Here is a 24601-nt window from a genome sequence, read left to right as displayed (position 1 = left end):
GCTTAGAAGTCCGCATCCCAATCCACCTTCATCTCACCTGCCGCCAGGTCGATGGCCAACACGCATTGCTCGGTATAGGGCAACAGGCGTTCGCGATCATCCAGGCTGCCAGCGCAAGGCTTGACCACCATTACATCATTCGAGCCGGTCTCCAGCAGGTGATCGATCTTCCCGAACAGTTGCCCGAGGGTGTCGATGACCTTGAGACCTTCCAGCTGGTACCAGTAGTACTCGCCGTCGGTCAGTTCAGGAAACAGGTTGCGCGGCACGCAGATCTCATAACCGGCCAGAAGACGAGCTTCTTCGCGATCATCGAGACCCTTGAGCTTTGCGACCAGGAACTTGTCGTTCCCGCGTCCGCTGACCAGCTCCACCTGCTTTACATTGCCGTCACGCTTGAGCGTCCAGGTTTTGTATTCCAGCAGGTTCTTAATCGGATCAGTAAAGGAGTACACCTTCACTTCGCCGCGAACGCCGTGAACCGAGTAAATCTTGCCGATAACGATCAAATCATCAGCAACAGCTGGCGTCGCGTTCATATTGCTCAGGCCGCAGCCTTAGCAGATTCCTTCAACAACTGAGCAACGCGCTCAGAAGGTTGTGCACCAACGCTCAGCCAGTAGGCTACGCGCTCTTGGTTCACGGACAGACGGACTTCTTGACCACGAGCAACAGGGTTGAAGAAACCAACCTGTTCCTTGTGCGAACCGTCGCGCGGGTTGCGGCTGTCGGTTACGGTCAAGTGGTAAAACGGGCGCTTTTTGGAGCCGCCAAGGGCAAGACGGATTGTTAGCATGTGAACATCGTTCCTGTAGTCGGTGCTGCAAATCTAAAGGCACAGCGGGCATAGGTGCCCGAAAGGCCGCATATTCTAAGGAATATCCGGACTTTTGCAAATGTCTTTTTCCGGCGGCCTATCGGTCGCCATGCAGATTTGCTATAGAGCCGTCGTTAAAAACGGCCGATCAGCTCCCGCCAAGTGCGGGTTTGCTGTGTATCCCACGTCCGTGTGGGGCTGCGCCGACCCGATGGCCGGCGCGAATTCTTTACATCTTGGGCATTCCACCGCCGGGCAACATACCGCCCATGCCGCGCATCATCTTGGCCATTCCGCCTTTCGCGGAGAATTTCTTCATCATCTTCTGCATCTGCTTGTGTTGCTTGATCAAGCGACCGATATCCTGCACCTGGGTGCCGGAACCCATGGCGATCCGACGTTTGCGCGAACCGCTGATCACATCAGGGTCGCGGCGCTCGGCCGGGGTCATGGAGTTGATGATGGCTTCCATCTGCTTGAATTGCTTCTCTGCCGCACCTTGAGCGTTGCCCATTTGCGCCAGATTCACGCCGCCCATGTTCGGCAGCTTGTCCATGAGGCCGCCGAGGCCGCCCATGTTCTTCATTTGTTGCAACTGATCGCGGAAGTCTTCGAGATCGAAGCCTTTGCCCTTCTTCAGTTTCTTGGCCAGTTTATCGGCCTTGTCCTTGTCGAGGGTCGCTTCTGCCTGCTCGATCAGGCTGAGCACGTCGCCCATGCCGAGAATACGCGAGGCGATACGCTCAGGATGGAACGGGTCGAGCGCTTCGCTCTTCTCGCCCATACCGATGAACTTGATCGGCTTGCCGGTGATGGCACGGACCGACAGCGCGGCACCGCCACGGGCGTCGCCGTCGACCTTGGTCAGGATCACACCGGTCAACGGCAGCGCGTCACCGAAAGCCTTGGCCGTGTTGGCGGCATCCTGGCCGGTCATGGCGTCGACCACGAACAGGGTTTCGACCGGGTTGATCGCGGCATGCAGCGCCTTGATCTCGCCCATCATCTCTTCATCGATGTGCAGACGACCGGCGGTATCGACGATGACCACGTCGATGAATTTGAGCTTTGCTTCCTTAATAGCCGCTTGCGCGATCTCGACCGGCTTCTGGCTCAGGTCGGACGGGAAGAAGGTAACGCCAACCTCACCGGCAAGCATTTCCAGCTGCTTGATCGCCGCAGGACGGTAAACGTCGGCGGACACGACCATGACGGTCTTCTTCTTGCGCTCTTTAAGGAAGCGCGCGAGCTTGCCGGCGGTGGTGGTCTTACCAGCGCCCTGCAAACCAGCCATGAGGATGACCGCTGGCGGCACGGCGCTCAGGTTCAAATCTTCGTTGGCCGCGCCCATCAGGCTTTCGAGTTCGGCCTGGACGATCTTCACGAAGGCCTGGCCCGGCGTCAGGCTGCGCGACACCTCGGTGCCGACAGCGCGCTCCTTCACCGAATTGACGAAGTCCTTCACCACCGGCAAGGCGACGTCGGCTTCGAGCAACGCCATGCGCACTTCGCGCAGGGTATCTTTGATATTGTCTTCGGTCAGCTTGGCCTTGCCGGTGACATGGCGCAGCGTCTGCGAGAGACGGTCGGTTAAGTTTTCAAACATTGCGCGATCCTTTCAGGCCCTGTGTAGACCGGGATAATGGCGGCCCGGACCGGACTAAACGTGTGCTCGGCGAGCCTGCGGCGTGGGCAGGTCGCGGATTATAGCGAAGACTGCGGCCGGCGGACACCTCGCTGTCAGCTTGCGCGGTCTTTCGTGTGGCGGGGGTTCTATGCCAAACTCAGCGACTTTCGGGCTTGCCTAACAGGATTTATGCTCCCCTTGTCACCCAGCTTGCTTACTTCCCTCGCCGCCGCCTGCTTGTATGCCGCTGCGACCATTTACCAGAGCACTCGCCTGGCCACCGGCGCCAAGGCCAACAAGCGCCTGCTGGTTTCGCTCGGCGTGCTTGCCGTGCTGGCCCATGGCGCCAGCCTGCTCACCCATCTGCTGACCCCGATCGGTCTCGGCCTGGATTTCTTCAGCGCCGCCAGCCTGATTGCCGCTGCGGTCATCGCCTTGAGCCTGTTGGCCTGCTCGCGGATTCCGGTGGAGAACCTGCTGGTGTTGCTGTTCCCGCTCGGCGCCCTGACCGTGCTTCTGGCGCAGTTCGCACCCGCGGGCACGGTACAGATCATCGATGAGGAGCCGGGCATCCTCGCCCACATCCTGCTGTCGATTCTTGCCTACGGCATGTTCACCATCGCGGTGTTCCAGTCCTTGCTGCTGCTGATTCAAGACCACCAGCTCAAGCACAAGCACCCCTCCGGGCTGATCAAGAATTTCCCGCCACTGCAAACCATGGAGAGCCTGCTGTTCGGTTTCCTCTGGGCCGGCTGGACACTGTTGTCGCTGTCACTGATTTCCGGCTGGCTGTTCGTCGAGAACCTGTTTGCCCAGCACCTTGTGCATAAAACCTTGCTGGCGTGCCTGGCCTGGATTGTCTTCAGCGTCCTGCTGTGGGGTCGCAACCGTCTCGGCTGGCGGGGTCACAAAGCCATTCGCTGGACCCTCGCCGGGTTTTGCCTGCTGATGCTGGCGTATTTCGGCAGCAAGCTGGTTCGTGAATACATCCTGCATATCTGACGGGCGGCATTAATGGACGACTTGCCCATAGGGCCGATGCTTGCAGTAGTGGCCCTGCTGATTTTATGGTCGGGGCTGTTTACGGCCATCGAGACGGCGCACCAGCATCTGCTGGCTCAGCGCACGGCAACGCGTTCCAGCGATAAACCGCTGGCGAAATTGAGCTTTCCCCTCGACAGCCTGATCTTCTGCAACACCCTCTGCCGCGCACTCGTGGTGGTCATCAGCACCCTCCTGGCGATTTTCACCTGGGCCGAAAACGGTCCATGGATTGCTTGCCTGGGAGCGGGCGCAGTGGTGCTGATGTTTGCCGACTACCTGCCCCGCGCCCTCGCCACTCGCTATCCCGAGGCGATCCTGGCCCAAGGCAACAACCTGCTTCGCGTGCCACTGAAAATCGTCTACCCCGCCGCCTGGCTGCTTAAAAGCACCAGCCTGTTGCTGGTGCGACCCTTCGCCCGCAAAGCCAAAGTTGTGCAACAGAGTGAAGACGAGCCCCTGACCGAGCGGCGCGACACGACCGAAAACGTCATCTGCCGCCCTCATCCGTTGTCAGGCATCCACGCCCTGGACAACATCACGGTCAACGACATCCTGGTCCCACGCAGCGATGTCGACGGGATCAACCTGGACGACCCCATCGACGAAATCATCGAACAGCTGCGACACAACAGGCGCACTCGCCTGCCGGTGTTCCACAGCGACATCAATCAGGTCGAAGCCGTGCTCAACACCCGGCACATCCTCCACTTGCTGCCCGATGCGAGCCTGACCCGAGAAGCCCTGCTGGCCGCCAGTCGCGAACCGTATTTCGTACCGGAAAGCACCCCGCTTCAGCTGCAACTGCTCAACTTCCATAAACAGCAGCGACGCCTGGGCATGGTGGTCGATGAATATGGGGAGGTGCTGGGCGTCGTCACGCTGGAAGACATTCTTGAGGAAATCGTCGGCGAGTTCGAAAGCCAGCACCAACTCGACAACCCGCACATCCACCCGCAAGCCGATGGACGCCTGGTGGTTGATGGCGCAGCTTCAATCCGCGAGTTGAACAAGAGCCTTGGCTGGCACCTGCCGAGCGACGGTCCGAAAACCCTGAACGGCCTGGTGACCGAAGCCCTGGAAACCATTCCCGAAAGCACCGTCTGCCTGAAGATCGGCCGCTATCGCCTGGAAATCCTGGAGACCGAGGACAATCGCGTTACGCAAGTACTGATCTGGCAGACCAGTTCGATGCCAGTAGTTATCTGAGATCTGAGACAAACTCTGTGGAATACCCTCGCAAGCCTCTTGTTCGATCGTTAGCCACCTTCCTATAATCGATACGCTTACCCAAGCCTCGCCGGGCCCGTGCTTACCCCTGCACCGCGCAACTTCCGGCCTGACCATCAGCCACATCCGCAGCAAGCCGACGACTGTTCCTACCTGAAACAGCGACCGCGCCCTCACCCACATCCCTGGGTTCTCGACCATAATAATTCGCTCCACTGGGGCACATGACTGTCAGGGATAACCGCATGACGACCAGCACGACTTACAGCGACTCCGTTCCCGCACAACCGACTAACTCCGCCACCCGCGTGGCCACGGCGAGTTTCATCGGCACCGCCATCGAGTTCTACGATTTCTACGTTTATGCCACCGCTGCTGCGCTGGTCATCGGGCCGGTGTTCTTTCCGCAGACGTCCGGCACCGCCCAGATGCTCTCGGCGTTTCTTACATTTGGCATCGCCTTCCTCGCGCGCCCCCTGGGCTCTGCCCTGTTCGGCCACTTTGGCGATCGCATCGGGCGCAAATCGACCCTCGTTGCCTCTCTCCTGCTGATGGGCGTGTGCACCACGCTGATCGGCGTGCTGCCGGGTTACGACAGTATTGGCGCCTGGGCGCCGATCCTGCTTTGCGTGCTGCGTTTCGGCCAAGGCTTGGGGCTCGGCGGTGAATGGGGTGGCGCGGCACTCCTGGCCACCGAGAATGCCCCCAAAGGCAAGCGAGCGTGGTTCGGCATGTTCCCGCAGCTCGGCCCCTCCATCGGTTTCCTGGCGGCGAACGGCCTGTTCCTGACACTGGCGATGCTGCTCGACGACGAACAGTTCCGCTCGTGGGGCTGGCGCATTCCGTTCCTGCTCAGCGCTGCGCTGGTGATGGTTGGCCTGTACGTGCGCCTCAAGCTGCATGAAACTCCGGTGTTCGCCAACGCCGTGGCACGCCAGGAACGCGTGAAGATCCCGCTGTTCGAGCTGTTCGGCCAATACTGGATGCCTGTTTTGCTGGGGGCCGGCGCGATGGTGGTGTGCTATGCGCTCTTTTACATCTCCACCGTGTTCTCGCTGAGTTACGGCGTGTCGACGCTCGGCTATAGCCGCGAAACGTTCCTCGCGCTGCTGTGCTTTGCCGTGCTGTTCATGGCGGCCGCCACACCGCTATCGGCCTGGGCCAGCGACCGATACGGGCGTAAGCCGGTGCTGATCATCGGTGGCGTGCTGGCAATTCTGTCCGGTTTCCTGATGGAACCGCTGCTGACCCACGGTTCGACCTGGGGCGTGGCGCTGTTCCTGTGCATTGAACTGTTTCTGATGGGCGTGACGTTTGCGCCGATGGGCGCACTGCTGCCAGAGCTGTTTCCGACCCATGTTCGATACACCGGCGCTTCGGCGGCCTACAACCTGGGCGGCATTGTCGGCGCTTCCGCTGCACCGTTCTTCGCGCAGAAACTGGTGGCGATGGGCGGATTGAGTTATGTCGGCGGGTATGTGTCCGTGGCGGCAGTGCTGAGTTTGATTGCAGTGCTGTGCCTGAAAGAAACGCGGCATAACGATTTGAATAGCGTCGCCTGACAGACCGCCATCGCTGGCAGGCCTGCTCCCACAGGGTTTGGTGTCGATCACAAAATAGCTGTTCGACACATAACCTGTAGGAGCTGGCTTGCCAGCGATTTAGTCCCACTGACAAAACACAGACCTCAACTTTTCCCCGCCCACTGTCACCTCGCTCTACGCGCATCGGCTCATCCCCGCTATACTTCCCGGCTTTTCCTGAATAAATGCCAATAGGGTCCCGCCGCGCATGGATAAGACCTACCAGCCGCACGCCATTGAAACTTCCTGGTACAACACCTGGGAGTCAGAGAACTACTTCGCCCCGCAAGGCGCGGGCGAGTCCTACACCATCATGATCCCGCCGCCGAACGTCACCGGCAGCCTGCACATGGGTCACGGCTTCAACAACGCGATCATGGACGCCCTGATCCGTTTCCGCCGCATGCAGGGTCGCAACACCCTCTGGCAGCCAGGCACCGACCACGCCGGTATCGCTACGCAGATGCTGGTAGAGCGTCAGCTCGAAGCCAAAGGCCAGAGCCGCCACGACCTGGGCCGTGAGAAATTCCTCGAGAAAGTCTGGGAATGGAAAGATGAATCCGGTGGCAACATCAGCCGTCAGATCCGTCGCCTCGGTTCGTCCGTCGATTGGAGCCGCGAGCGCTTCACCATGGACGACGGTCTCTCGGAAGCCGTTAAAGAAGCTTTCGTCCGCCTGCATGAAGACGGCCTGATCTACCGCGGCAAGCGTCTGGTCAACTGGGACACCAAGCTGCACACGGCGATTTCCGACCTCGAAGTGGAGAACCACGACGAAAAAGGTTTCCTGTGGAACCTGAAATACCCGCTGGCCGACGGCGCCAAGACCGCTGAAGGCAACGATTTCCTGATCGTCGCGACCACTCGCCCGGAAACCATGCTCGGCGACTCCGCCGTGGCCGTTAACCCGAACGATGAACGCTACAAAGCCCTGATCGGCAAATTTGTCGAGCTGCCACTGGTTGGCCGCCGCATCCCGATCATCGCCGACGATTACTGCGACCCTGAATTCGGCACCGGCTGCGTGAAAATCACCCCGGCCCACGATTTCAACGACTACGAAGTCGGCAAGCGCCATAACCTGCCGCTGCTGAACATCTTCGACAAAAACGCTGCCGTTCTGCCAGCCTGCCAGGTGTTCAACCTCGATGGCACGCTGAACGAAACCATCGACGGCAAGATCCCGACCGAATACGCCGGTCTCGACCGTTTCGAAGCGCGCAAGCAGATCGTGGCCGCGTTCGAAGCCGCAGGCCTGTTGGTCAGCGTCGACGATCACGCCCTGAAAGTGCCGAAAGGCGACCGTTCCGGCACCATCATCGAGCCGTGGCTGACCGACCAGTGGTACGTGTCCACCAAACCGTTGGCCGAGCCTGCGATTGCCGCCGTTGAAGACGGCCGCATCCAGTTCGTGCCTAAACAGTACGAAAACATGTACTTCTCGTGGATGCGTGACATCCAGGATTGGTGCATCAGCCGTCAGCTGTGGTGGGGCCACCGCATTCCGGCCTGGTACGACGAGTCGGGCAAGGTCTACGTCGGTCGCGACGAAGCCGAAGTGCGTACCAAACACAACCTCGGCCCGGACGTTGCGCTGCAACAGGACAACGACGTTCTCGACACCTGGTTCAGCTCGGGCCTGTGGACGTTCTCCACGCTGGGCTGGCCGGAACAAACCGAATTCCTGAAGAAATTCCACTCCACCGACGTCCTGGTGACGGGCTTCGACATCATTTTCTTCTGGGTTGCCCGGATGATCATGCTCACCATGCATTTGGTGAAGAACGAAGACGGCACACCGCAGGTTCCGTTCAAGACCGTGTACGTTCACGGTCTGGTGCGTGACGGTCAGGGCCAGAAGATGTCCAAGTCCAAGGGCAACGTCCTGGACCCGCTGGACATCATCGACGGCATCGAGCTGGAAGAGCTGGTGCAGAAACGCACCTCCGGCCTCATGCAGCCGAAACTGGCGAAGAAGATCGAGAAGCAGACTCGCGACGAGTTCGCCGAAGGCATCGCCAGCTACGGCACCGACGCCCTGCGCTTCACCTTCTGCTCGCTGGCATCCACCGGTCGTGACATCAAGTTCGACATGGGCCGCGTCGAAGGCTATCGCAACTTCTGCAACAAGATCTGGAACGCCGCACGCTACGTGCTGGACAAAGGTGAAGACTGCGGCCAGAACGGCGAAGCCTACGAGCTGTCCCTGGCTGACCGCTGGATCATCTCGCAGCTGCAACGCACCGAAGCCGAAGTGACCCGTCAACTCGACCAGTTCCGTTTCGACCTGGCCGCACAAGCCTTGTACGAGTTCATCTGGAACCAGTATTGCGACTGGTACCTGGAACTGTCCAAGCCTGTGCTGTGGGACGAAAACGCACCGGTCGAGCGTCAGCGCGGCACACGCCGTACTCTGGTTCGCGTACTGGAAGTGGCTTTGCGCCTGGCGCACCCGTTCATGCCGTTCATCACCGAAGAAATCTGGCAGCGCATCGCGCCGCTGGCCGGTATCGAAGGCAAGACGATCATGCTGCAACCTTGGCCTGTGGCCAATGAAACCCGCATTGATCAAGCCGCCGAAGACGACATCGAATGGCTCAAGGGCCTGATGCTCGGCACGCGCAACATCCGTGGCGAAATGAACATCGGCCCGGGTAAACCGCTGCCGCTGTTCCTGAAGAACGTCAGCGCCGAGGATCAGCGTCGCCTGACCGAGAACGAAGCCCTGCTGAAAAAACTGGCACGCCTCGAATCGATCACCGTACTCGCTGCTGGCGAAGAAGCACCGCTGTCCGCCACCGCACTGGTCGGCGAGCTGGAAGTGCTGGTACCAATGGCCGGTTTGATCGACAAAGGGGCTGAGCTGGCGCGTCTGGACAAGGAAATCCAGCGTCTGCAAGGCGAAGTGCAGCGTGTTGGCGGCAAGCTTTCCAACGCCGGTTTCGTTGACAAGGCCCCGGCCGAAGTCATCGAGAAAGAGCGCGCCAAATTGGCCGAAGCGGAACAGGCTCTCGGCAAGTTGGCTGAGCAGCATGCGCGGATTGCCAGTCTGTAAGTTTTAATTCGCCGCTTGCACATAAAAATGCCCCGATCTTCGGGGCATTTTTTTGATAATTACCAAACGTGTAAGTAGTTTCTTATCATTTTTTCTTTCGTTAACATCCCTACTCCAAACACAGTAACAGCCTACTTTTCAACAACACTGAACAAGGATTTTCAGTATGAGCACTAATCGTCAAAAATCGTTTCTTGCAACATTGAACTGGTCCACAAAAAGTTTCGGAATAATTTCACACCGTGGCAATACTGTTCCGGTTCTGGCCGAAAAACCTGTAGCAGACGTTTTTTATTTTCGATGCACAGATGAGTGGTACACGATTTACATACGCGCCGAAGGAGAGCATTTCGGCAAGACAATAGACCTTAACGGAAACTATTTTTCATGCAGCACATCATCTGACCCTACCACCTTCAAAATAATCAACAAAGATTGGAAAACGCTCACACTGGATGACCTCAAGACCAACAAAGAAAATGTGTATCTACTCACTCGAAGCGGCAAGCGAGTTAATGCCGAATTTGTATTCACAAACGAGTCCCCCGTAAGACTCCAAGCCAATGGGCAAATTAATATAACGCTCGACCTTAACATCATCGAACGAAACGCACCTTTTCTGAATGACCCCGATGAAATTTAAGAACACTGTTACTTAATCTATTAGTCAGCCCCTAATAAACGGCGGCTGACACTTTACTAATACAGAGTCATGAGTTGAGTGCTGTGAAGATGAATCAGCCACGTGGTTTGTCCTTTGTGGGAGAATAGGCGCCATATTGAGCCACCTCCTGAATCGACGCCCCCATGACCGCCCCCAGCAAACCCAAAGCACCACGCAAGCAGCCAAAACCTCCAACGCCTGCTGTGGCGCCGCGTGAAAAAGCCAGCCTGCACCCACGCAACCGCCATCAAGGTCGCTACGACTTTCCGGCGCTGATCAAAAGCACACCGGAGTTGGCCAAGTTCGTCATCCTCAATCCGTACGGCAAGGAAAGCATCGACTTCGCCAGCCCGGACGCCGTGCGCGTATTCAACCGGGCGCTGCTCAAATCGTTCTACGGCATCGCCCATTGGGACATTCCGGCTGACTATCTGTGCCCACCTGTTCCAGGGCGTGCGGATTATGTGCACTTTCTCGCAGACCTGCTGGCCAGTGGCAACGAGGGCGTGATCCCACGAGGCGCGGCGGTGAAGGTGCTGGACATCGGCATGGGCGCCAACTGCGTCTATCCGCTGATCGGCTATAGCGATTACCGCTGGCAGTTCCTCGGATCGGAAATCGACTCCACAGCGTTGGCCGCGGCCAAGGCCATTGTGCAGTCCAACGGTCTGAATAAATCGATCCAGCTGCGCCAGCAGACGAATCCCAAGCAGATCCTCACGGGCCTGCTGGAGAGCGCCGAACGGTTTGACCTGACCATGTGCAATCCACCCTTCCATGCATCGCTGGACGAAGCCACGCGCGGCAGCACTCGCAAGTGGCGTGCCTTGGGCAAGGCCGATCCAAAACGCAAACTGCCGGTGCTGAACTTCGGCGGTCAAGCGTCCGAGTTGTGGTGCGAGGGCGGTGAGATACGCTTTGTGAACCAACTGATCGGCGAAAGCGTTCAGGTGGCGCAGCAGGTTCTATGGTTCAGCACGCTGGTATCTAAAGCGTCGAACCTGCCGGCCATCCAGACCGCCCTGAAAAAGGCCGGGGCGCTGGAAAGCCAGGTGGTGGAAATGTCTCAAGGCCAGAAACAAAGCCGGTTTGTCGCCTGGACGTTCCAGACCAAGGCGCAGCAACAGGCCTGGCGCGAGCGTTGGGCGCGCCCGTAACCCTGTAGGAGCGAGCCTGCTCGCGAAAGCGGTGTGTCAGTCGAATTCGATGGCGCTGAAACGCCGGTCTCGCGAGCAGGCTCGCTCCTACACTGTCTGGCGAGCTAAATCGCAGGCATAAAAAAACCGTGCCCGGATTGCTCCGGCGCACGGTTTTTTTTAACAAGTCTTACTTGTTAACAGCGTCGGTCAGGCCTTTGGCCACAACCAGCTTGATCACTTTCTTGGCAGCGATTTCGATGGCAGCGCCAGTCGAAGGGTTGCGGCCAGTACGGGCAGGACGCTCAGTCACTTTCAGCTTGCCGATACCTGGCAGAGTGATTTCGCCGCCGTTTTCCAGCTGATCGGCAACGATTTGACCCAGTTGGTCCAGAGCGTTACGCGCGGTGGTTTTCGGCGCGTCGATAGCTTCAGCGATGTCGGCGATCAGTTGGTCTTTAGTAAGAGCCATTTAGTGTTCCTTCCCTATCAAATTCATATGGATTGCAGAGTGCAATGTCAGCTATCGAGCCCGATCTTTTGGATCCGGCACCCTCGGCCAAATAACCTCGGGTTCGGGGTTATAGATACCGAAATCAGGGTTTGGTTCGACCTGACAAATGCTGACTGCAGGCTTAACGCAGTGACTTTGCGCAAGACCGGGCAAAGCTAGCACACAGGCGTGGAAATATCCGCCTTTAGCTACCCATTTGGTCAGCTTTATTGTGCTAAAACAGCAAAAAACAGCATAAGCGCCGCCGGTCGCCCCCGAATTGCCCTTCACGCCGCGCCAAAACCAATGGTTGCGGTACACTGGGCGCTTTTTCGGGGGAGCACGCCCTCCTCTCTTCATTCAGCCGAGAAGCCCATGCCGATCCGTCATTGCATCGTCCACCTGATCGACAAAAAACCCGACGGCACGCCTGCAGTTCTTCACGCCCGCGACTCTGAACTGGCCGAGTCGGGCGCCATCGAGAACATGCTTGCCGACCTCAACGAGAGCTACAACGCCAAACAAGGCAAGGCCTGGGGATTCTTTCATGCCGAGTCGGGCGCGCATCCGTTCAGCGGCTGGTTGAAAGAGTACTTCGAGGGCGGCAAGGACTTCACGGCATTCAGCCGCGTGGCAGTTGAACATCTGCAAAAGCTGATGGAAGAGTCGAACCTGTCGGTCGGCGGCCACGTGCTGTTCGCGCACTACCAGCAAGGCATGACCGATTACCTGGCCATCGCCCTGCTGCACCACAGTGAAGGCGTGGCCGTGACAGACGAACTGGACGTCACGCCGTCCCGTCACCTGGACCTTGGCCAATTGCACCTGGCGGCGCGGATCAACGTGTCCGAATGGCAGAACAACAAGCAGTCCAAGCAGTACATCTCCTTCATCAAAGGCAAGAACGGCAAAAAAGTTTCGGAATACTTCCGCGACTTCATCGGCTGCCAGGAAGGCGTCGACGGTCCGGGTGAAACCCGCACCCTGCTCAAGGCCTTCAGTGACTTCGTCGAAAGTGAAGATTTGCCCGAAGACGACGCCCGTGAGAAGACCAAGACCCTGGTGGACTACGCCAGCAGCCAGGCCAAACTCGGCGAGCCGATGGGCCTGGAAGAACTTTCAGGACTGATCGATGAAGAACGCCCGAAAGCCTTCTACGATCACATTCGCAACAAGGACTATGGCCTGTCGCCCGAGATTCCGGCCGACAAACGCACCCTGAACCAGTTCCGCCGTTTCACCGGTCGCGCCGAAGGCCTGTCGATCAGCTTTGAAGCGCACTTGCTGGGCTCGAAGATCGAGTACGACGAAGAAGCCGGCACGTTGATCATCAAGGGCTTGCCGACCTCGCTCACCGACCAGCTCAAGCGACGCAACTGATGCTCGGCGGCGTACTGAAGAAATGCCTGCTGATCCTGCTGGTGGTCGTGGCTTACCAGAACTGGGGCAAGATCGAGCGGGTGTTCAATCCCTCACAAGTGGTTTCGGAGCAGACCCAGGCCAAGGCCAACGTCGCGCTCTACGCCACCGAGTGGTGTGGCTACTGCAAGCTGACGCGACGCTTTCTCGATCAGAAAGGCATTCCATACAAGGAATTCGATATCGAGAAAGATGCCGTGGCGCGCAAGGACTATGAGGCCTTGGGCGGCGGCGGGATTCCGATCATTGATGTGAACGGGACACTGATTCGCGGGTATGACCCGGATGCGATTCTGGCGGCGTTGAAGTAACCCAAAAAATCAAAAGATCGCAGCCTTCGGCAGCGCCTACATGAGATGGGTGTAGGAGCTGCCGAAGGCTGCGATCTTTTCGTTTTTGCTATCAACAGAAATGTCAGCAGGCTTCGATACGGAAACCAAACCGCGGGAAGTGCACATGCACCACACCGCCACGCTCATCTTCGCGACGCACAATCAACTCCTCGCTACCGGCAAACAGCAATTCCCCCGCGACCGGATCAACGCCGTAATCAGTCGCCGCGATCACCACCTGCTGACCCGCCTTGAGCCCGTTTGGATCTACAAACTGTTCATCCGGCAATGCCGCAGGCTGGGACGTGCGCGCAACCTCCAATGCTTCTTCGGACGTCATCTCGCTGAATGCGCCATGACCGAAGCCAAGCACCCGCGCATGCCATGCAGCAACGGCCGGGTACGCATCCACCAACGGTGCGGTAACCGGAGTTGCCTTCAGGAACCACAAGCAGTGAGCCAGGGCGAAGTCGGCAATCGACGGTTCGCCGAACAGGAAGTCGCCCTGCTCGCGCTGTAACTGCAACTCCAGCCGCGACATGATCGTCGGCCACTGATGTTTGGCCTGTTCGGTGGACAACTTGGTCGAGCTGCCACCGCTGAACAATTCGGTACGGTCGGCGATGAACGCCTTGATCGCCTCCGGCGGCAAGGTACCGAAACGCACCGCGATCGATTCCGGCTGGAACACCAGGCTGACCGCATGCTGAAACACCACCGAATCTGCCCAGGCGGCGAACGACGCCGCGATCATTTCCTGACCTTCAGGGAAGAACGCCGGCAAGGCCTTTTCCTGCTCCAGTCGACGGGCAATCAACGCAGTGTCGCAATAGATGTCCGCGCCAATCTGCAACACCGGCGTCTTGCGATAGCCACCGGTCAGGGCCGTGAGATCGGGTTTTGGCATCACCGGCGAGATTTTCACCGAACGCCAGGACAGCCCTTTGAAGCCCAGCAGCAGGCGGGCCTTTTCGGCGAAGGGGGACGTCGGGTAATGATGAAGAATCAACTCGGACATGCTCGGCTCCGCCGCAAAGATAGGAATCCGCAGCTTAGCGCGCAATCGGTTAGCAGCCCACAGTTCTGCCTGATGGGAACTTATCAGTCAGATTGATAAACCACAGCGGCACTCGCCACCAGGCATTCCTTGGCGCTTTTCTTCAGTTTCTTGATCAACCGCTCCTGACGCAACGCGTCGCCTTTGTCGCGGCAGCGTTCGGTGTAGACCAGGGCCATGGCGGGGCTGGAGAGAAAAAACCGAGCGCCCTTGCCGCTTTGATGCTTGGCAAACCGGCGCACGGGATCGTCGCTGATCCCGCAATACAGCGAGCCATTGGCGGCGCGTACGAGATAGACGAACCAGGTTTTGCTCGCGGGTGTGTCGGCGTCGACAGGGCTTTCGCTGAGGGTGGTCACGTAACGATCAGGCTTGAAAGGAAACAAGCCGCGATCTTATCAGCGACTGGCCTGGAATGCCTTCAGCCCCTTCAATGCCTGCGCGCGAACAGCGTTGCGCACCAACGGCGTCCAGCCCAGCAACAGGCCTTTGAAACCCAACGCCTGACGCGACCAGGCCCACAGATCGAAGCTGTCGTGATGTTCGCAAATCTTGCCATCGCGAAAAACGAATCGCGCCTGAATGTCGTTGATCACGGTGTTGCCCGTCTGGCTGAACAGGTACGTCGCCACCCAATGGGCGCCACCGGTACGCTCATCAGCGCGCACGTTATCGAACGTGAGAGAGAAATCCTTGGCGCGGGTGGTGAGCATGCGCCACATATCTGCGGCATCGCGCCCGCGCAGTTCGCCGAAGGCCGGATCGCTGAACACGACGTCGTCGGTGTAGCAGGCGCTCATGGCCTCGGCATCGAGGCGCTGAAAAGCCTCGTAGAAGCGGGTGATCAAGACGTTGTTGGCGTCACTCATGAGCAGACTCCCTGTTGTGCAAATTGGCGTCGAGCGTTTGCCTGCACGATAGTCTGCAAATGCGCGGAACACTATCGGCATTCGTGAACCGAATACCGACAGTGTGCGAGTGTCAGATTTTCTCGCTTTCGACCTGCACATACAGCGAACGCCCGGCGCCCAGACCGGCGATGATCGCGCCCAGGCCGATAACGCCGAAGATCCAGCCTACCGCTGTCCAGCCGCCAGTCCAGTCATGCACGATACCCACCGCGAACGGCCCCATCGACGCCAGGGTGTAACCGAAGCCCTGGGCCATGCTGGACAGGTTCGCTGCCACGTGGGAATCGCGCGAGCGCAGCACGATCAGGGTCAACGCCAGGCTGAACGTGGCGCCCTGCCCCAGCCCGAGCACAATCGCCCAGCCCCACAAGCCTTCGATCGGCGCATACAGGCAACCGAACAAACCGCCGAGGGTCAGCACCATCACGATCACGATGGCCAGGCGCTGATCCTTGCCCCGCGTGGCCAGCCATGGCGCGGCCAGGGAGCTGATCAGTTGCACAATCACCGAACCGGACAACACCAGACCGGCCTGGGTCGGGGTCAACCCGCGAGCAATCAAAATCGACGGCAACCAGCCGAATACGATGTAGGCCAGGGACGATTGCAGGCCCATGTACAAGGTCACCTGCCAGGCCAGCGGATCACGCAGTAAGCCCCGAACGCGATAGGCCACGTTGTGTGCGCCGTGTTTCTGGCTGACTTGCGGCAACCAGAACATCGCTGCGGCCAGTGCCGGAATCACCCAGAAGCCCAGGCCCATTGCCCAACTCTGGTCGAAATGTTCACTCAACGGCACGGTTGCCCCTGCCGCCATCGCCGCACCGAGGCACAGCGCCATGGTGTAGACGCCGGTCATGGTTCCGGCCTGTTTCGGGAAATCACGCTTGACGATGCCCGGCAGCAACACGCCGATCACGCCGATGCTGGCGCCGGCCAGCACGCTGCCGGCAAACAACCCGATCTCGCCAAACGAACTGCGCAGAATGATGCCGCCGGCCAGCGTCAGGAGAATGCCCAACACCACCCGCTCGGCGCCAAAACGTCGCGCCAGCACGGGTGCCAGCGGTGCGAAAAGACCAAGGCAAAGCACCGGTAACGTCGTCAGCAAACCGGCCTGGGAGGCCGTCAGACCCAGGGATTTCGACACCTCGCTGAGCATCGGCGCCATGCTCGACAACGCCGGGCGCAGGTTCAATGCCACGAGGATCAGGCCCAGCAGCAACAGCCATGGCCGGCGTAAAACCGGGTGGGCTTGCTGGACCTGCTCATCATCGGCCTCGGCATCGATCAGTAACTCTTCCAGCTCTGCCGAACGCTTGGGGGCTGTGGATAAATCACTGCGGCGCATGGACGTCTCGGTTTCAAGGTTCATTGATCAACTGCCTCGACAGGGCTTTGGCCCGCTCCGGGTCGCGTTGTTCGACGGCATCGAGCAGCTCGATGTGCAAGTCGAACACTTCCTGGCGTCGCGGAACGATGTTCAGGGTCTGGCGCAATTGCGCGCCGATGATGCTGGAGAAGTAGCGATACAGCTCGCTGAGGGTCGGGTTGTGTGCGGCGTCCACCAAGCGGCGGTGAAAGACCAGATCGCAGGCGATGTAAGTGTCGAGGTCGCCGTGATAGTGGTTGCCGCTGACGCTCAGTGCTTCGCGCAATGCCCGCAGATCCTCATCGGTACGGCGCAGTGCCGCCAGGCCGATGGCCTCGACTTCGAGGATGTGCTGCGTTTCGCGGGCCTGCTCAAGGGAGCAACAGGACAATGCCTTTACGGTGTCGAGCGGATCGACCACTGCGCGCAGATAACTGCCGTCACCCTGGCGGATTTCGATCAAGCCGGAAAACGCCAATACCCGCATCGCTTCACGCACGGTGTTACGGCTGATGCCCAATTCGGCGGACAACTCCGGCTCGGTCGGCAAGCGTTGGCCGATGGCCCACACACCCTGGTTGATGCGCAGGCGCAACTGTTCCAGGGCCTGATCGACCAAAGATCGCTTTACGAGTGGAGAAATTTCAGACATAGGATTCGCCCTTTCATCCAATCATAGGATGAATTTTCTGACATGTTAGTCAGCATCTTTCCGCAGGGCAACCACAAAGGTGCAATAGATAAATCAACCCGTGGCGAGGGAGCTTGCTCCCGCTTGAGTGCGCAGCACTCACAATCGTCCATGATCTTGAAGACCTTGGGGCCGCTACGCAGCCCAACGGGAGCAAGCTCCCTCGCTACAGAAAAGCTTGAGTTCCAAGCAAAAATAAACCCGGAACTCGGTCCGGGTTTATTTCACTGCCTGGCTTCGATCAATGCAGGATCTGGCTCAGGAACAGCTTGGTGCGGTCGTTCTGCGGGTTGTCGAAGAAGTCGTTCGGTGCGGCCTGTTCGACGATTTCGCCCTTGTCCATGAAGATCACGCGATTGGCCACAGTGCGGGCGAAGCCCATTTCGTGGGTCACGCAGAGCATGGTCATGCCGTCTTCGGCCAGGCCGATCATGGTGTCGAGAACCTCTTTCACCATCTCCGGGTCGAGTGCCGAAGTCGGTTCGTCGAACAGCATGATTTTCGGTTTCATGCACAGTGCACGGGCGATCGCCACACGCTGTTGCTGACCACCGGACAGTTGCCCCGGATATTTGTGCGCCTGCTCCGGAATGCGTACGCGTTCCAGGTAGTGCATGGCGATTTCCTCGGCCTTGCGCTTGGGCATCTTGCGTACCCACATCGGCGCCAGGGTGCAGTTCTGCAAGATGGTCAGGTGCGGAAACAGGTTGAAGTGCTGGAACACCATGCCGACTTCGCGACGGATCGCTTCGATCTGCTTGAGGTCGTTGGTCAGCTCCACGCCATCGACCACGATCCGGCCCTGCTGGTGCTCTTCCAGACGGTTGAGGCAGCGGATGGTGGTCGACTTGCCCGAACCGGACGGGCCGCACAACACGATACGCTCGCCCTGTTTTACGTTGAGGTTGATGTCTTTGAGTACGTGAAACTGGCCGTACCACTTGTTCACGCCCTGCATCTGAATAATGCCTTCAGGGCTCACAGGCTGTTTGATTGCTTCGCTCATAAAAGAACTCCTAACGCTTGTGGCCAGTGTCGAGCTTACGTTCCAAGTGCATGGAGTAGCGCGACATACCAAAACAGAAAATCCAGAACACCAGGGCCGCGAACACATAGCCTTCAGTGGCCATGCCCAGCCATTTCGGGTCGGCGGCGGCTTGCTTGACGCTGTTGAGCAAGTCGAACAGGCCGATGATGATCACCAGGCTCGTGTCCTTGAACAGCGCGATGAAGGTGTTGACGATGCCGGGGATCACTAGCTTCAGGGCTTGCGGCAGAATCACCAGGCCCATGCTGCGCCAGTAACCCAGGCCCATTGCGGCGGCGGCTTCGTACTGACCCTTGGGGATCGCTTGCAAGCCACCGCGCACCACTTCGGCCACGTAGGCCGACTGGAACAGGATCACGCCGATCAGTGCCCGCAGCAGCTTGTCGAAGTTCATCCCTTCGGGCAGGAACAACGGCAGCATCACCGAGGACATGAACAGCACCGTGATCAACGGCACGCCGCGCCAGAATTCGATGAAGGTCACGCAGACCACACGAATCGCCGGCATGTTCGAACGGCGCCCCAGCGCCAGGACGATACCCAGCGGCAGCGCGCCGGCGATACCGACAGTGGCGATCACCAGGGTCAGCATCAGGCCGCCCCATTGGCTGGTCGCCACGGTGTCGAGGCCGAATACGCCGCCATGCAACAGGCACCAGGCAATGATCGGGTAGAGCACCAGGAAGCTCAGGCCGTACACCGCTTTATGGTGAAAGCGCGAGATGAACAATGGTGCCACGCCGACAATCGCCAGCCACACCGTCAGGTCCACGCGCCAGCGCAGTAGCGGCGGATAGTAGCCGTACATGAACTGGCCGAAACGCTGTTGGATGAACACCCAGCAGGCGCCCTCCTTCGTGCAGTCGGCCTGGCTGGTGCCGACCCAGTTGGCATCAAGGATTGCCCACTGCAGGATCGGCGGGACCACGAGGTAGATCAGGTAGAACGCAAACAAGGTCAGCAGGGTGTTGAGCCAGCTGGAGAACATGTTCGCGCGCATCCATGCCACCACACCGATGCTGCTGCTCGGTGGAGGCATGTCAGGTTTGAAAGTATGAGTGCTCATGCGCTTTTCCTTACCGCTCGATCAGCGCAATGCGCTTGTTGTACCAGTTCATCAGCAGGGAAATGCTGATACTGATCGCCAGGTACACGCTCATGGTGATGGCAATCACCTCGATCGCCTGGCCGGTCTGGTTGAGCACGGTCCCGGCAAACAGCGAAACCATTTCCGGATAACCGATACCGGCCGCCAGCGAGGAGTTTTTCGCCAGGTTCAGGTATTGGCTGGTCAGCGGAGGAATGATCACGCGCAGGGCTTGCGGGATGATGACCTTGCGCAGGGTCGGACCGTTGCGCAGGCCGAGGGAATGCGCCGCTTCGGTCTGGCCGTGGCTGACCGACTTGATGCCCGAACGCACGATCTCGGCGATGAACGCTGCGGTGTAGACAGTCAGGGCCAGGGTCAACGCCAGCAGTTCCGGGATCAGCACCCAGCCACCGACAAAGTTGAAACCCTTGAGCTCAGGCATTTCCCACTGCACGGGTGCGCCGAAAACCAGCGTGCACAGTGCCGGGATCACCAACAACAATGCCAGGCCGGTCCAGAACTTGTGGAAAGGCACGCCCGTCGCTTCGAAGCGCTTGTTGGCCCAACGGGTCATCAGCACGATGGCGACGATGGCCACCACGATGCTCGCCACGAACGGCCAGAAACCATCTGCCATCAACGCCGCCGGCATGTTCAGACCACGGCTGCTGACAAAGAAGGTATCGCCGAAATTATGGCTGTTGCGCGGCCCCGGCATGGTCAGGAATACCGCGAAGTACCAGAACAGGATCTGCAGCAGCGGCGGAATGTTGCGGAAGACTTCCACATACACCGTCGCCACTTTGGCGATGATCCAGTTCTTCGACAGCCGTGCCACACCGACGATAAAGCCCAGGATCGTCGCCAGGATCACGCCGATGAAGGTCACGAGCAGGGTGTTGAGCAGACCGATGACAAACACCCGGGCATAGCTGTCCGCTTCGGTGTAGTCGATCAGGTGTTGAGCGATGCCGAACCCGGCACTGCGCTCCAGAAAGTCGAAACCGGAGGTAATGCCCCGGTGTTGCAGATTGGTCTGGGTGTTATCGAACAGAAACCAGCCCAGCGAAACCACCCCGAAAATCGTGATGATCTGAAATACCCACGCACGCACTCGCGGATCGCTGAGGCTGAGCCTCTGCTTAGGTGCGCCGATTGAATTTTGCATGAAGTGCCCCGCAAATAATGGAACAGAACATCACCCGGAGGTTGGCCCACCGGGTGATAGAACCATCAGCGCACTGGTGGTGCGTATTGAATGCCGCCAGCGTTCCACAGAGCGTTCAGCCCGCGGTCGATTTCCAGCGGAGTGCCCTTGCCGAGGTTTTTCTCGAACACTTCGCCGTAGTTGCCGACTTGCTTGATGATCTGCACGACCCAGTCTTTCTTCACTTTCAGGTCTTTGCCGTATTCACCGTCGGTACCCAGCAGACGGGCAACGTCTGGGTTTTTGGTGCCCTTGGCTTCAGCTTCGACGTTCTTCGAAGTGATACCGGCTTCTTCAGCGTTGAGCATGGCGTAGCCAGTCCAGCGCACGATGGCCAGCCACTCGTCGTCGCCATTACGCACGACCGGGCCCAGAGGTTCCTTGGAAATGGTTTCCGGCAGAACCACATAGTCCTTCGGCGAAGCAAGCTTGCTGCGCTGGGCGAACAGCTGGGATTTGTCGGAGGTCAGCACGTCGCAACGACCGGATTCCAGCGACTTGGCGCTTTCATCGGAGGTGTCGAAAGTGATCGGGGTGTATTTCAGACCGTTGCCGCGGAAGTAGTCGGAAACGTTCAGCTCGGTGGTGGTACCGGCCTGGATGCAGATGGTCGCGCCATCCAGCTCTTTGGCGCTTTTCACGCCGAGCTTGTTGTTTACCAGGAAGCCGATGCCATCGTAGTAGGTGATGAAGCCCGGGAATTTCAGGCCCATGCCCGCGTCACGGGAGCTGGTCATGGTGGTGTTGCGCGACAGGATGTCGATTTCGCCGGACTGCAGCGCGGTGAAGCGCTCCTTGGCGTTCAACTGACTGAATTTGACCTTGGTCGCGTCACCGAAAACGGCAGCGGCCACAGCGCGGCAATAGTCAGCATCGATACCGACGATCTTGCCGGTGGAATCCGGAACCGAGAAGCCTGGCAGACCATCGCTGACGCCACACTGCACGAAACCTTTCTTCATCACTGCATCCAGGGTTGCGCCCGCCTGGGCAAACCCGCTGACACCAAGGACTGCGGCTGCAGTCACGATCGCCAGGGTGGATTTCAACATCTTCATTCAAACCTCCAGTTTTGCTCTTGTTGTGTCGGAGCGTGAGTCCTGTCGCACCCTTTTGAGGCGTAGTCGACCCGTGTTGGCTTGTTTTTGGGGTCAACCGACGTAAGACGTTAGCTATGAGTCTAGTAGGAGAAAATCCACATCATGGATTACTCACTTCTCACCAATCGGCCGAACGGGCTGTAGCCCTTTCACGTTCGCGAAGCCCGTATCGGCCATTGGCGAACATCCATCACCGGATTCTTTGCTATCCCACGCTCGGCAGTAGACTGATAGTGTTACCGCCGCACGCGAGATGGGTTGCACCGTTTCCCCATAGCAAAGCCCGTACCACACCGGCCGCCGAAGCCAATAAGGGACAGGTCAATAGCAAAAGTTGTAGCCTTGCGACATCTTCTTAACGGATCCACCAGACGCGCACTCACACCTTGCCCTCAATGAGAGCGCACGCACATTTTTGGAGCAGCCATGACCAACCCCTTGATTCTTGAACCCGTCAAGACCGCAGATGCCTGCGTGGTCTGGCTTCATGGCCTGGGTGCCGATCGCTACGACTTCCTGCCGGTGGCCGAAGCCCTGCAGGAAAGCCTGTTGAGTACACGCTTCGTTTTGCCCCAGGCACCGAGCCGCGCCGTCACCATCAACGGCGGTTACGAGATGCCGAGCTGGTACGACATATTGGCCATGAGCCCCGCGCGCGCGATCAACCGCGAACAACTGGAAGCGTCGGCCGACTGGATCATCGAACTGATCGAAACGCAGAAGACCAGCGGAATAGACGCCTCGCGTATTTTTCTGGCCGGTTTTTCCCAGGGTGGCGCGGTCGTATTCCACACCGCCTTCCTGAAATGGCAGGGCCCCTTGGGTGGCGTACTTGCCCTCTCCACTTATGCCCCCACCTTTAATGAAGCGCTGGAATTGTCCGCCAGCCAGCAGCGTATTCCGGTGCTGTCCTTGCACGGTCAGTACGATGATGTGGTGCAAAACTCGATGGGCCGCAGCGCCTATGAGCATTTGAAAGAGCGTGGTGTCACCGTGACATGGCAGGAATACCCAATGGGCCACGAAGTGTTACCCGAGGAGATTCGCGACATCGGCGTCTGGCTCGCCGAGCGCTTGCGTTGATCAATGATGTTTAAAAGCGCCCTTTGATCCATCCCACTACGCCGCGCCCGATTCTTGCATTACACTGGCCGGCGTACATTCCTTAACCAATTGATGAGATGACCGTGCTCAAAGCACTCAAGAAAATGTTCGGTAAAAGCGAGACTGAGCAACTCGCGCCAGTCACCAGCGCTCCGTCTCACCACTCCAGCCCCCGCACCGACGGTAATCAGCCTGGCCAGACCGCCCCTGTAGCGGCACCGAAACATGAGCCGATGAGCGCTCCGGCCGTCGAGCCTGCTGCGCCAACCGTCTCGGAGCAACCGCACAACGAAGCGCCGAAAACCGCCAAGCCACGCCGCGAACCAAAGCCAAAAGCGCCGGTCATCCCGTGGAAACTCGAAGACTTCGTCGTCGAACCCCAGGAAGGCAAAACCCGCTTCCACGATTTCAAACTCGCCCCGGAACTGATGCACGCCATCCAGGACCTGGGCTTCCCGTATTGCACGCCGATCCAGGCCCAGGTGCTGGGCTTTACCCTCGCCGGCAAAGACGCCATCGGCCGCGCCCAGACCGGTACCGGCAAAACCGCCGCGTTCCTGGTGTCGATCATCACCCAGCTGCTGCAAACCCCGCCGCCGAAAGAGCGCTACATGGGTGAGCCACGGGCGCTGATCATCGCCCCGACCCGTGAGTTGGTGGTGCAGATCGCCAAAGACGCGGCTGACCTGACCAAGTACACCGGCCTCAACGTCATGACGTTCGTCGGCGGCATGGACTTCGACAAGCAGCTCAAGCACCTCGAAGCCCGTCACTGCGACATCCTCGTCGCTACGCCGGGTCGCTTGCTGGACTTCAACCAGCGCGGCGACGTGCACCTGGACATGGTCGAAGTCATGGTGCTGGACGAAGCTGATCGCATGCTCGACATGGGCTTCATCCCGCAAGTGCGCCAGATCATTCGCCAGACCCCGCCGAAGAGCGAGCGTCAGACGCTGCTGTTCTCCGCGACCTTCACCGAAGACGTGATGAACCTGGCCAAGCAATGGACCACCGACCCGTCGATTGTCGAGATCGAGTCGCAGAACGTGGCCAACGAAAACGTCGAACAGCACATCTACGCGGTGGCCGGTGCCGACAAATACAAACTGCTCTACAACCTGGTCAACGACAACGGTTGGGAGCGGGTGATTGTGTTTGCCAACCGCAAGGATGAAGTGCGGCGCATCGAAGAACGCCTGGTGCGCGACGGCATCAACGCCGCGCAGCTGTCCGGCGACGTGCCGCAGCACAAGCGCATCAAGACACTGGAAGGTTTCCGCGAAGGCAAGATCCGCGTGCTGGTCGCCACTGACGTGGCCGGTCGCGGCATCCACATCGACGGCATCAGCCACGTGATCAACTTCACCCTGCCGGAAGTCCCGGACGACTACGTGCACCGTATCGGCCGCACCGGTCGCGCGGGCGCCGATGGCGTATCCATCAGTTTTGCCGGTGAAGACGACTCCTACCAGTTACCGTCCATCGAGGCGCTGCTGGGCAAGAAAATCAGCTGTGAAACCCCTCCGACGCACCTGCTGCGGGCGGTTGAGCGCAAGCGTCCGTAACGGGCGCCTTGCAGAAAGAGGCGCAGCCGCAAACGGTCTGCGCTTTTTTTTCGTCTCGA

The 24601-nt window shown here is 59.0% G+C and carries 23 protein-coding genes; 10 read left to right on the top strand and 13 right to left on the bottom strand.

Annotated features, from left to right (window positions below; genetic code table 11):
- Window positions 1-2: 2 nt before the first annotated feature.
- The 3 genes from rimM to ffh form a co-directional block, all read right to left on the bottom strand.
- Complete coding sequence (gene rimM, locus QYH43_RS14935; RefSeq protein WP_053155094.1) at window positions 3-539, bottom strand: ribosome maturation factor RimM; 537 nt, start codon at window positions 537-539, stop codon at window positions 3-5.
- 5 nt (window positions 540-544) lie between these two features.
- On the bottom strand, window positions 545-796 hold the full coding sequence (gene rpsP / locus QYH43_RS14930; RefSeq protein ID WP_003198088.1) for a 30S ribosomal protein S16: 252 nt from the start codon (window positions 794-796) through the stop codon (window positions 545-547).
- A 250-nt stretch (window positions 797-1046) separates the two neighbouring features.
- The gene (gene ffh / locus QYH43_RS14925; RefSeq protein WP_301157283.1) at window positions 1047-2423 is read right to left on the bottom strand and encodes a signal recognition particle protein; all 1377 of its coding nucleotides are present in this window, start codon (window positions 2421-2423) and stop codon (window positions 1047-1049) included.
- A gap of 210 nt (window positions 2424-2633) precedes the next feature.
- Between ffh and QYH43_RS14920 the strand changes: the two genes are divergently transcribed.
- From QYH43_RS14920 to rlmF, 6 genes are all read left to right on the top strand, one after another.
- Window positions 2634-3446, top strand: coding sequence for an inner membrane protein YpjD (locus QYH43_RS14920; RefSeq protein ID WP_095057025.1), 813 nt, complete (start codon window positions 2634-2636; stop codon window positions 3444-3446).
- Window positions 3447-3458: 12 nt separating this feature from the next.
- Window positions 3459-4694, top strand: a complete 1236-nt coding sequence (locus QYH43_RS14915; RefSeq protein ID WP_301157282.1) for a transporter associated domain-containing protein — start codon at window positions 3459-3461, stop codon at window positions 4692-4694.
- A gap of 266 nt (window positions 4695-4960) precedes the next feature.
- Window positions 4961-6277, top strand: coding sequence for an MFS transporter (locus tag QYH43_RS14910; RefSeq protein ID WP_301157281.1), 1317 nt, complete (start codon window positions 4961-4963; stop codon window positions 6275-6277).
- A gap of 229 nt (window positions 6278-6506) precedes the next feature.
- The gene (locus QYH43_RS14905; protein WP_095152172.1) at window positions 6507-9353 is read left to right on the top strand and encodes a valine--tRNA ligase; all 2847 of its coding nucleotides are present in this window, start codon (window positions 6507-6509) and stop codon (window positions 9351-9353) included.
- Window positions 9354-9519: 166 nt separating this feature from the next.
- Entirely contained in the window at window positions 9520-9996 is a 477-nt protein-coding gene (locus QYH43_RS14900; RefSeq protein ID WP_095057021.1) for a hypothetical protein, read from the top strand.
- Between the two features lie 164 nt (window positions 9997-10160).
- Entirely contained in the window at window positions 10161-11174 is a 1014-nt protein-coding gene (rlmF, locus tag QYH43_RS14895; protein WP_095057020.1) for a 23S rRNA (adenine(1618)-N(6))-methyltransferase RlmF, read from the top strand.
- 169 nt (window positions 11175-11343) lie between these two features.
- Here the strand turns inward: rlmF and QYH43_RS14890 are convergent, their stop codons facing one another.
- On the bottom strand, window positions 11344-11625 hold the full coding sequence (locus QYH43_RS14890) for an HU family DNA-binding protein (protein WP_007905514.1): 282 nt from the start codon (window positions 11623-11625) through the stop codon (window positions 11344-11346).
- A 396-nt stretch (window positions 11626-12021) separates the two neighbouring features.
- Here QYH43_RS14890 and yejK point away from each other — a divergent pair, with 396 nt between their 5' ends.
- On the top strand, window positions 12022-13026 hold the full coding sequence (yejK, locus tag QYH43_RS14885; protein WP_095057019.1) for a nucleoid-associated protein YejK: 1005 nt from the start codon (window positions 12022-12024) through the stop codon (window positions 13024-13026).
- Window positions 13026-13376, top strand: coding sequence for a glutaredoxin domain-containing protein (locus QYH43_RS14880; RefSeq protein ID WP_095057018.1), 351 nt, complete (start codon window positions 13026-13028; stop codon window positions 13374-13376). Before yejK ends, QYH43_RS14880 begins: the two co-directional genes overlap by 1 nt.
- A gap of 103 nt (window positions 13377-13479) precedes the next feature.
- On the opposite strand, the gene QYH43_RS14875 is transcribed toward QYH43_RS14880, so the two are convergent.
- The 9 genes from QYH43_RS14875 to QYH43_RS14835 form a co-directional block, all read right to left on the bottom strand.
- Complete coding sequence (locus tag QYH43_RS14875; RefSeq protein WP_301157280.1) at window positions 13480-14415, bottom strand: glutathione S-transferase family protein; 936 nt, start codon at window positions 14413-14415, stop codon at window positions 13480-13482.
- Window positions 14416-14498: 83 nt separating this feature from the next.
- Window positions 14499-14813 carry a GIY-YIG nuclease family protein gene (locus tag QYH43_RS14870; protein ID WP_095057132.1) on the bottom strand — a complete coding sequence of 105 codons (315 nt, stop codon included), beginning with the start codon at window positions 14811-14813 and terminating at the stop codon, window positions 14499-14501.
- Window positions 14814-14852: 39 nt separating this feature from the next.
- On the bottom strand, window positions 14853-15323 hold the full coding sequence (locus QYH43_RS14865; RefSeq protein WP_095152171.1) for a nuclear transport factor 2 family protein: 471 nt from the start codon (window positions 15321-15323) through the stop codon (window positions 14853-14855).
- Window positions 15324-15435: 112 nt separating this feature from the next.
- Window positions 15436-16740, bottom strand: coding sequence for a CynX/NimT family MFS transporter (locus QYH43_RS14860; RefSeq protein WP_095057015.1), 1305 nt, complete (start codon window positions 16738-16740; stop codon window positions 15436-15438).
- On the bottom strand, window positions 16730-17389 hold the full coding sequence (locus QYH43_RS14855) for a FadR/GntR family transcriptional regulator (protein WP_301157279.1): 660 nt from the start codon (window positions 17387-17389) through the stop codon (window positions 16730-16732). Before QYH43_RS14855 ends, QYH43_RS14860 begins: the two co-directional genes overlap by 11 nt.
- A 280-nt stretch (window positions 17390-17669) precedes the next feature.
- Complete coding sequence (locus tag QYH43_RS14850; RefSeq protein WP_003178331.1) at window positions 17670-18434, bottom strand: amino acid ABC transporter ATP-binding protein; 765 nt, start codon at window positions 18432-18434, stop codon at window positions 17670-17672.
- 10 nt (window positions 18435-18444) lie between these two features.
- Complete coding sequence (locus QYH43_RS14845; protein WP_095057013.1) at window positions 18445-19542, bottom strand: amino acid ABC transporter permease; 1098 nt, start codon at window positions 19540-19542, stop codon at window positions 18445-18447.
- 10 nt (window positions 19543-19552) lie between these two features.
- The gene (locus QYH43_RS14840) at window positions 19553-20734 is read right to left on the bottom strand and encodes an amino acid ABC transporter permease (protein WP_095057012.1); all 1182 of its coding nucleotides are present in this window, start codon (window positions 20732-20734) and stop codon (window positions 19553-19555) included.
- Window positions 20735-20799: 65 nt separating this feature from the next.
- A complete protein-coding gene (locus QYH43_RS14835) occupies window positions 20800-21831 on the bottom strand; it encodes an amino acid ABC transporter substrate-binding protein (RefSeq protein ID WP_046041975.1) in 1032 nt (343 codons plus the stop codon).
- A 468-nt stretch (window positions 21832-22299) separates the two neighbouring features.
- Between QYH43_RS14835 and QYH43_RS14830 the strand changes: the two genes are divergently transcribed.
- Complete coding sequence (locus QYH43_RS14830) at window positions 22300-22956, top strand: alpha/beta hydrolase (RefSeq protein WP_095057011.1); 657 nt, start codon at window positions 22300-22302, stop codon at window positions 22954-22956.
- A gap of 98 nt (window positions 22957-23054) precedes the next feature.
- Window positions 23055-24542, top strand: coding sequence for an ATP-dependent RNA helicase RhlB (gene rhlB / locus QYH43_RS14825; protein WP_095057010.1), 1488 nt, complete (start codon window positions 23055-23057; stop codon window positions 24540-24542).
- The last annotated feature ends 59 nt before the right edge of the window (window positions 24543-24601 follow it).

The organism is Pseudomonas sp. C32 (genome assembly GCF_030417915.1).
Classification (GTDB): domain Bacteria; phylum Pseudomonadota; class Gammaproteobacteria; order Pseudomonadales; family Pseudomonadaceae; genus Aquipseudomonas.
The sequence above is the reverse complement of the archived record's forward strand: the minus strand, read 5'-3'. Positions and strand labels throughout refer to the sequence as shown.

Excerpts from the sequence above, each read along its gene's own strand:
- rpsP (WP_003198088.1), bottom strand. The coding sequence starts at position 796 with ATGCTAACAATCCGTCTTGCCCTTGGCGGCTCCAAAAAGCGCCCGTTT.
- QYH43_RS14880 (WP_095057018.1), top strand. The coding sequence starts at position 13,026 with ATGCTCGGCGGCGTACTGAAGAAATGCCTGCTGATCCTGCTGGTGGTC.
- QYH43_RS14840 (WP_095057012.1), bottom strand. The coding sequence starts at position 20,734 with ATGCAAAATTCAATCGGCGCACCTAAGCAGAGGCTCAGCCTCAGCGAT.
- QYH43_RS14865 (WP_095152171.1), bottom strand. The coding sequence starts at position 15,323 with ATGAGTGACGCCAACAACGTCTTGATCACCCGCTTCTACGAGGCTTTT.
- rimM (WP_053155094.1), bottom strand. The coding sequence starts at position 539 with ATGAACGCGACGCCAGCTGTTGCTGATGATTTGATCGTTATCGGCAAG.
- QYH43_RS14905 (WP_095152172.1), top strand. The coding sequence starts at position 6,507 with ATGGATAAGACCTACCAGCCGCACGCCATTGAAACTTCCTGGTACAAC.
- yejK (WP_095057019.1), top strand. The coding sequence starts at position 12,022 with ATGCCGATCCGTCATTGCATCGTCCACCTGATCGACAAAAAACCCGAC.
- QYH43_RS14855 (WP_301157279.1), bottom strand. The coding sequence starts at position 17,389 with ATGTCTGAAATTTCTCCACTCGTAAAGCGATCTTTGGTCGATCAGGCC.
- QYH43_RS14845 (WP_095057013.1), bottom strand. The coding sequence starts at position 19,542 with ATGAGCACTCATACTTTCAAACCTGACATGCCTCCACCGAGCAGCAGC.
- ffh (WP_301157283.1), bottom strand. The coding sequence starts at position 2,423 with ATGTTTGAAAACTTAACCGACCGTCTCTCGCAGACGCTGCGCCATGTC.
- rlmF (WP_095057020.1), top strand. The coding sequence starts at position 10,161 with ATGACCGCCCCCAGCAAACCCAAAGCACCACGCAAGCAGCCAAAACCT.
- QYH43_RS14900 (WP_095057021.1), top strand. The coding sequence starts at position 9,520 with ATGAGCACTAATCGTCAAAAATCGTTTCTTGCAACATTGAACTGGTCC.
- QYH43_RS14835 (WP_046041975.1), bottom strand. The coding sequence starts at position 21,831 with ATGAAGATGTTGAAATCCACCCTGGCGATCGTGACTGCAGCCGCAGTC.
- QYH43_RS14850 (WP_003178331.1), bottom strand. The coding sequence starts at position 18,434 with ATGAGCGAAGCAATCAAACAGCCTGTGAGCCCTGAAGGCATTATTCAG.
- rhlB (WP_095057010.1), top strand. The coding sequence starts at position 23,055 with ATGACCGTGCTCAAAGCACTCAAGAAAATGTTCGGTAAAAGCGAGACT.
- QYH43_RS14920 (WP_095057025.1), top strand. The coding sequence starts at position 2,634 with ATGCTCCCCTTGTCACCCAGCTTGCTTACTTCCCTCGCCGCCGCCTGC.
- QYH43_RS14830 (WP_095057011.1), top strand. The coding sequence starts at position 22,300 with ATGACCAACCCCTTGATTCTTGAACCCGTCAAGACCGCAGATGCCTGC.
- QYH43_RS14915 (WP_301157282.1), top strand. The coding sequence starts at position 3,459 with ATGGACGACTTGCCCATAGGGCCGATGCTTGCAGTAGTGGCCCTGCTG.
- QYH43_RS14860 (WP_095057015.1), bottom strand. The coding sequence starts at position 16,740 with ATGAACCTTGAAACCGAGACGTCCATGCGCCGCAGTGATTTATCCACA.
- QYH43_RS14910 (WP_301157281.1), top strand. The coding sequence starts at position 4,961 with ATGACGACCAGCACGACTTACAGCGACTCCGTTCCCGCACAACCGACT.
- QYH43_RS14875 (WP_301157280.1), bottom strand. The coding sequence starts at position 14,415 with ATGTCCGAGTTGATTCTTCATCATTACCCGACGTCCCCCTTCGCCGAA.
- QYH43_RS14890 (WP_007905514.1), bottom strand. The coding sequence starts at position 11,625 with ATGGCTCTTACTAAAGACCAACTGATCGCCGACATCGCTGAAGCTATC.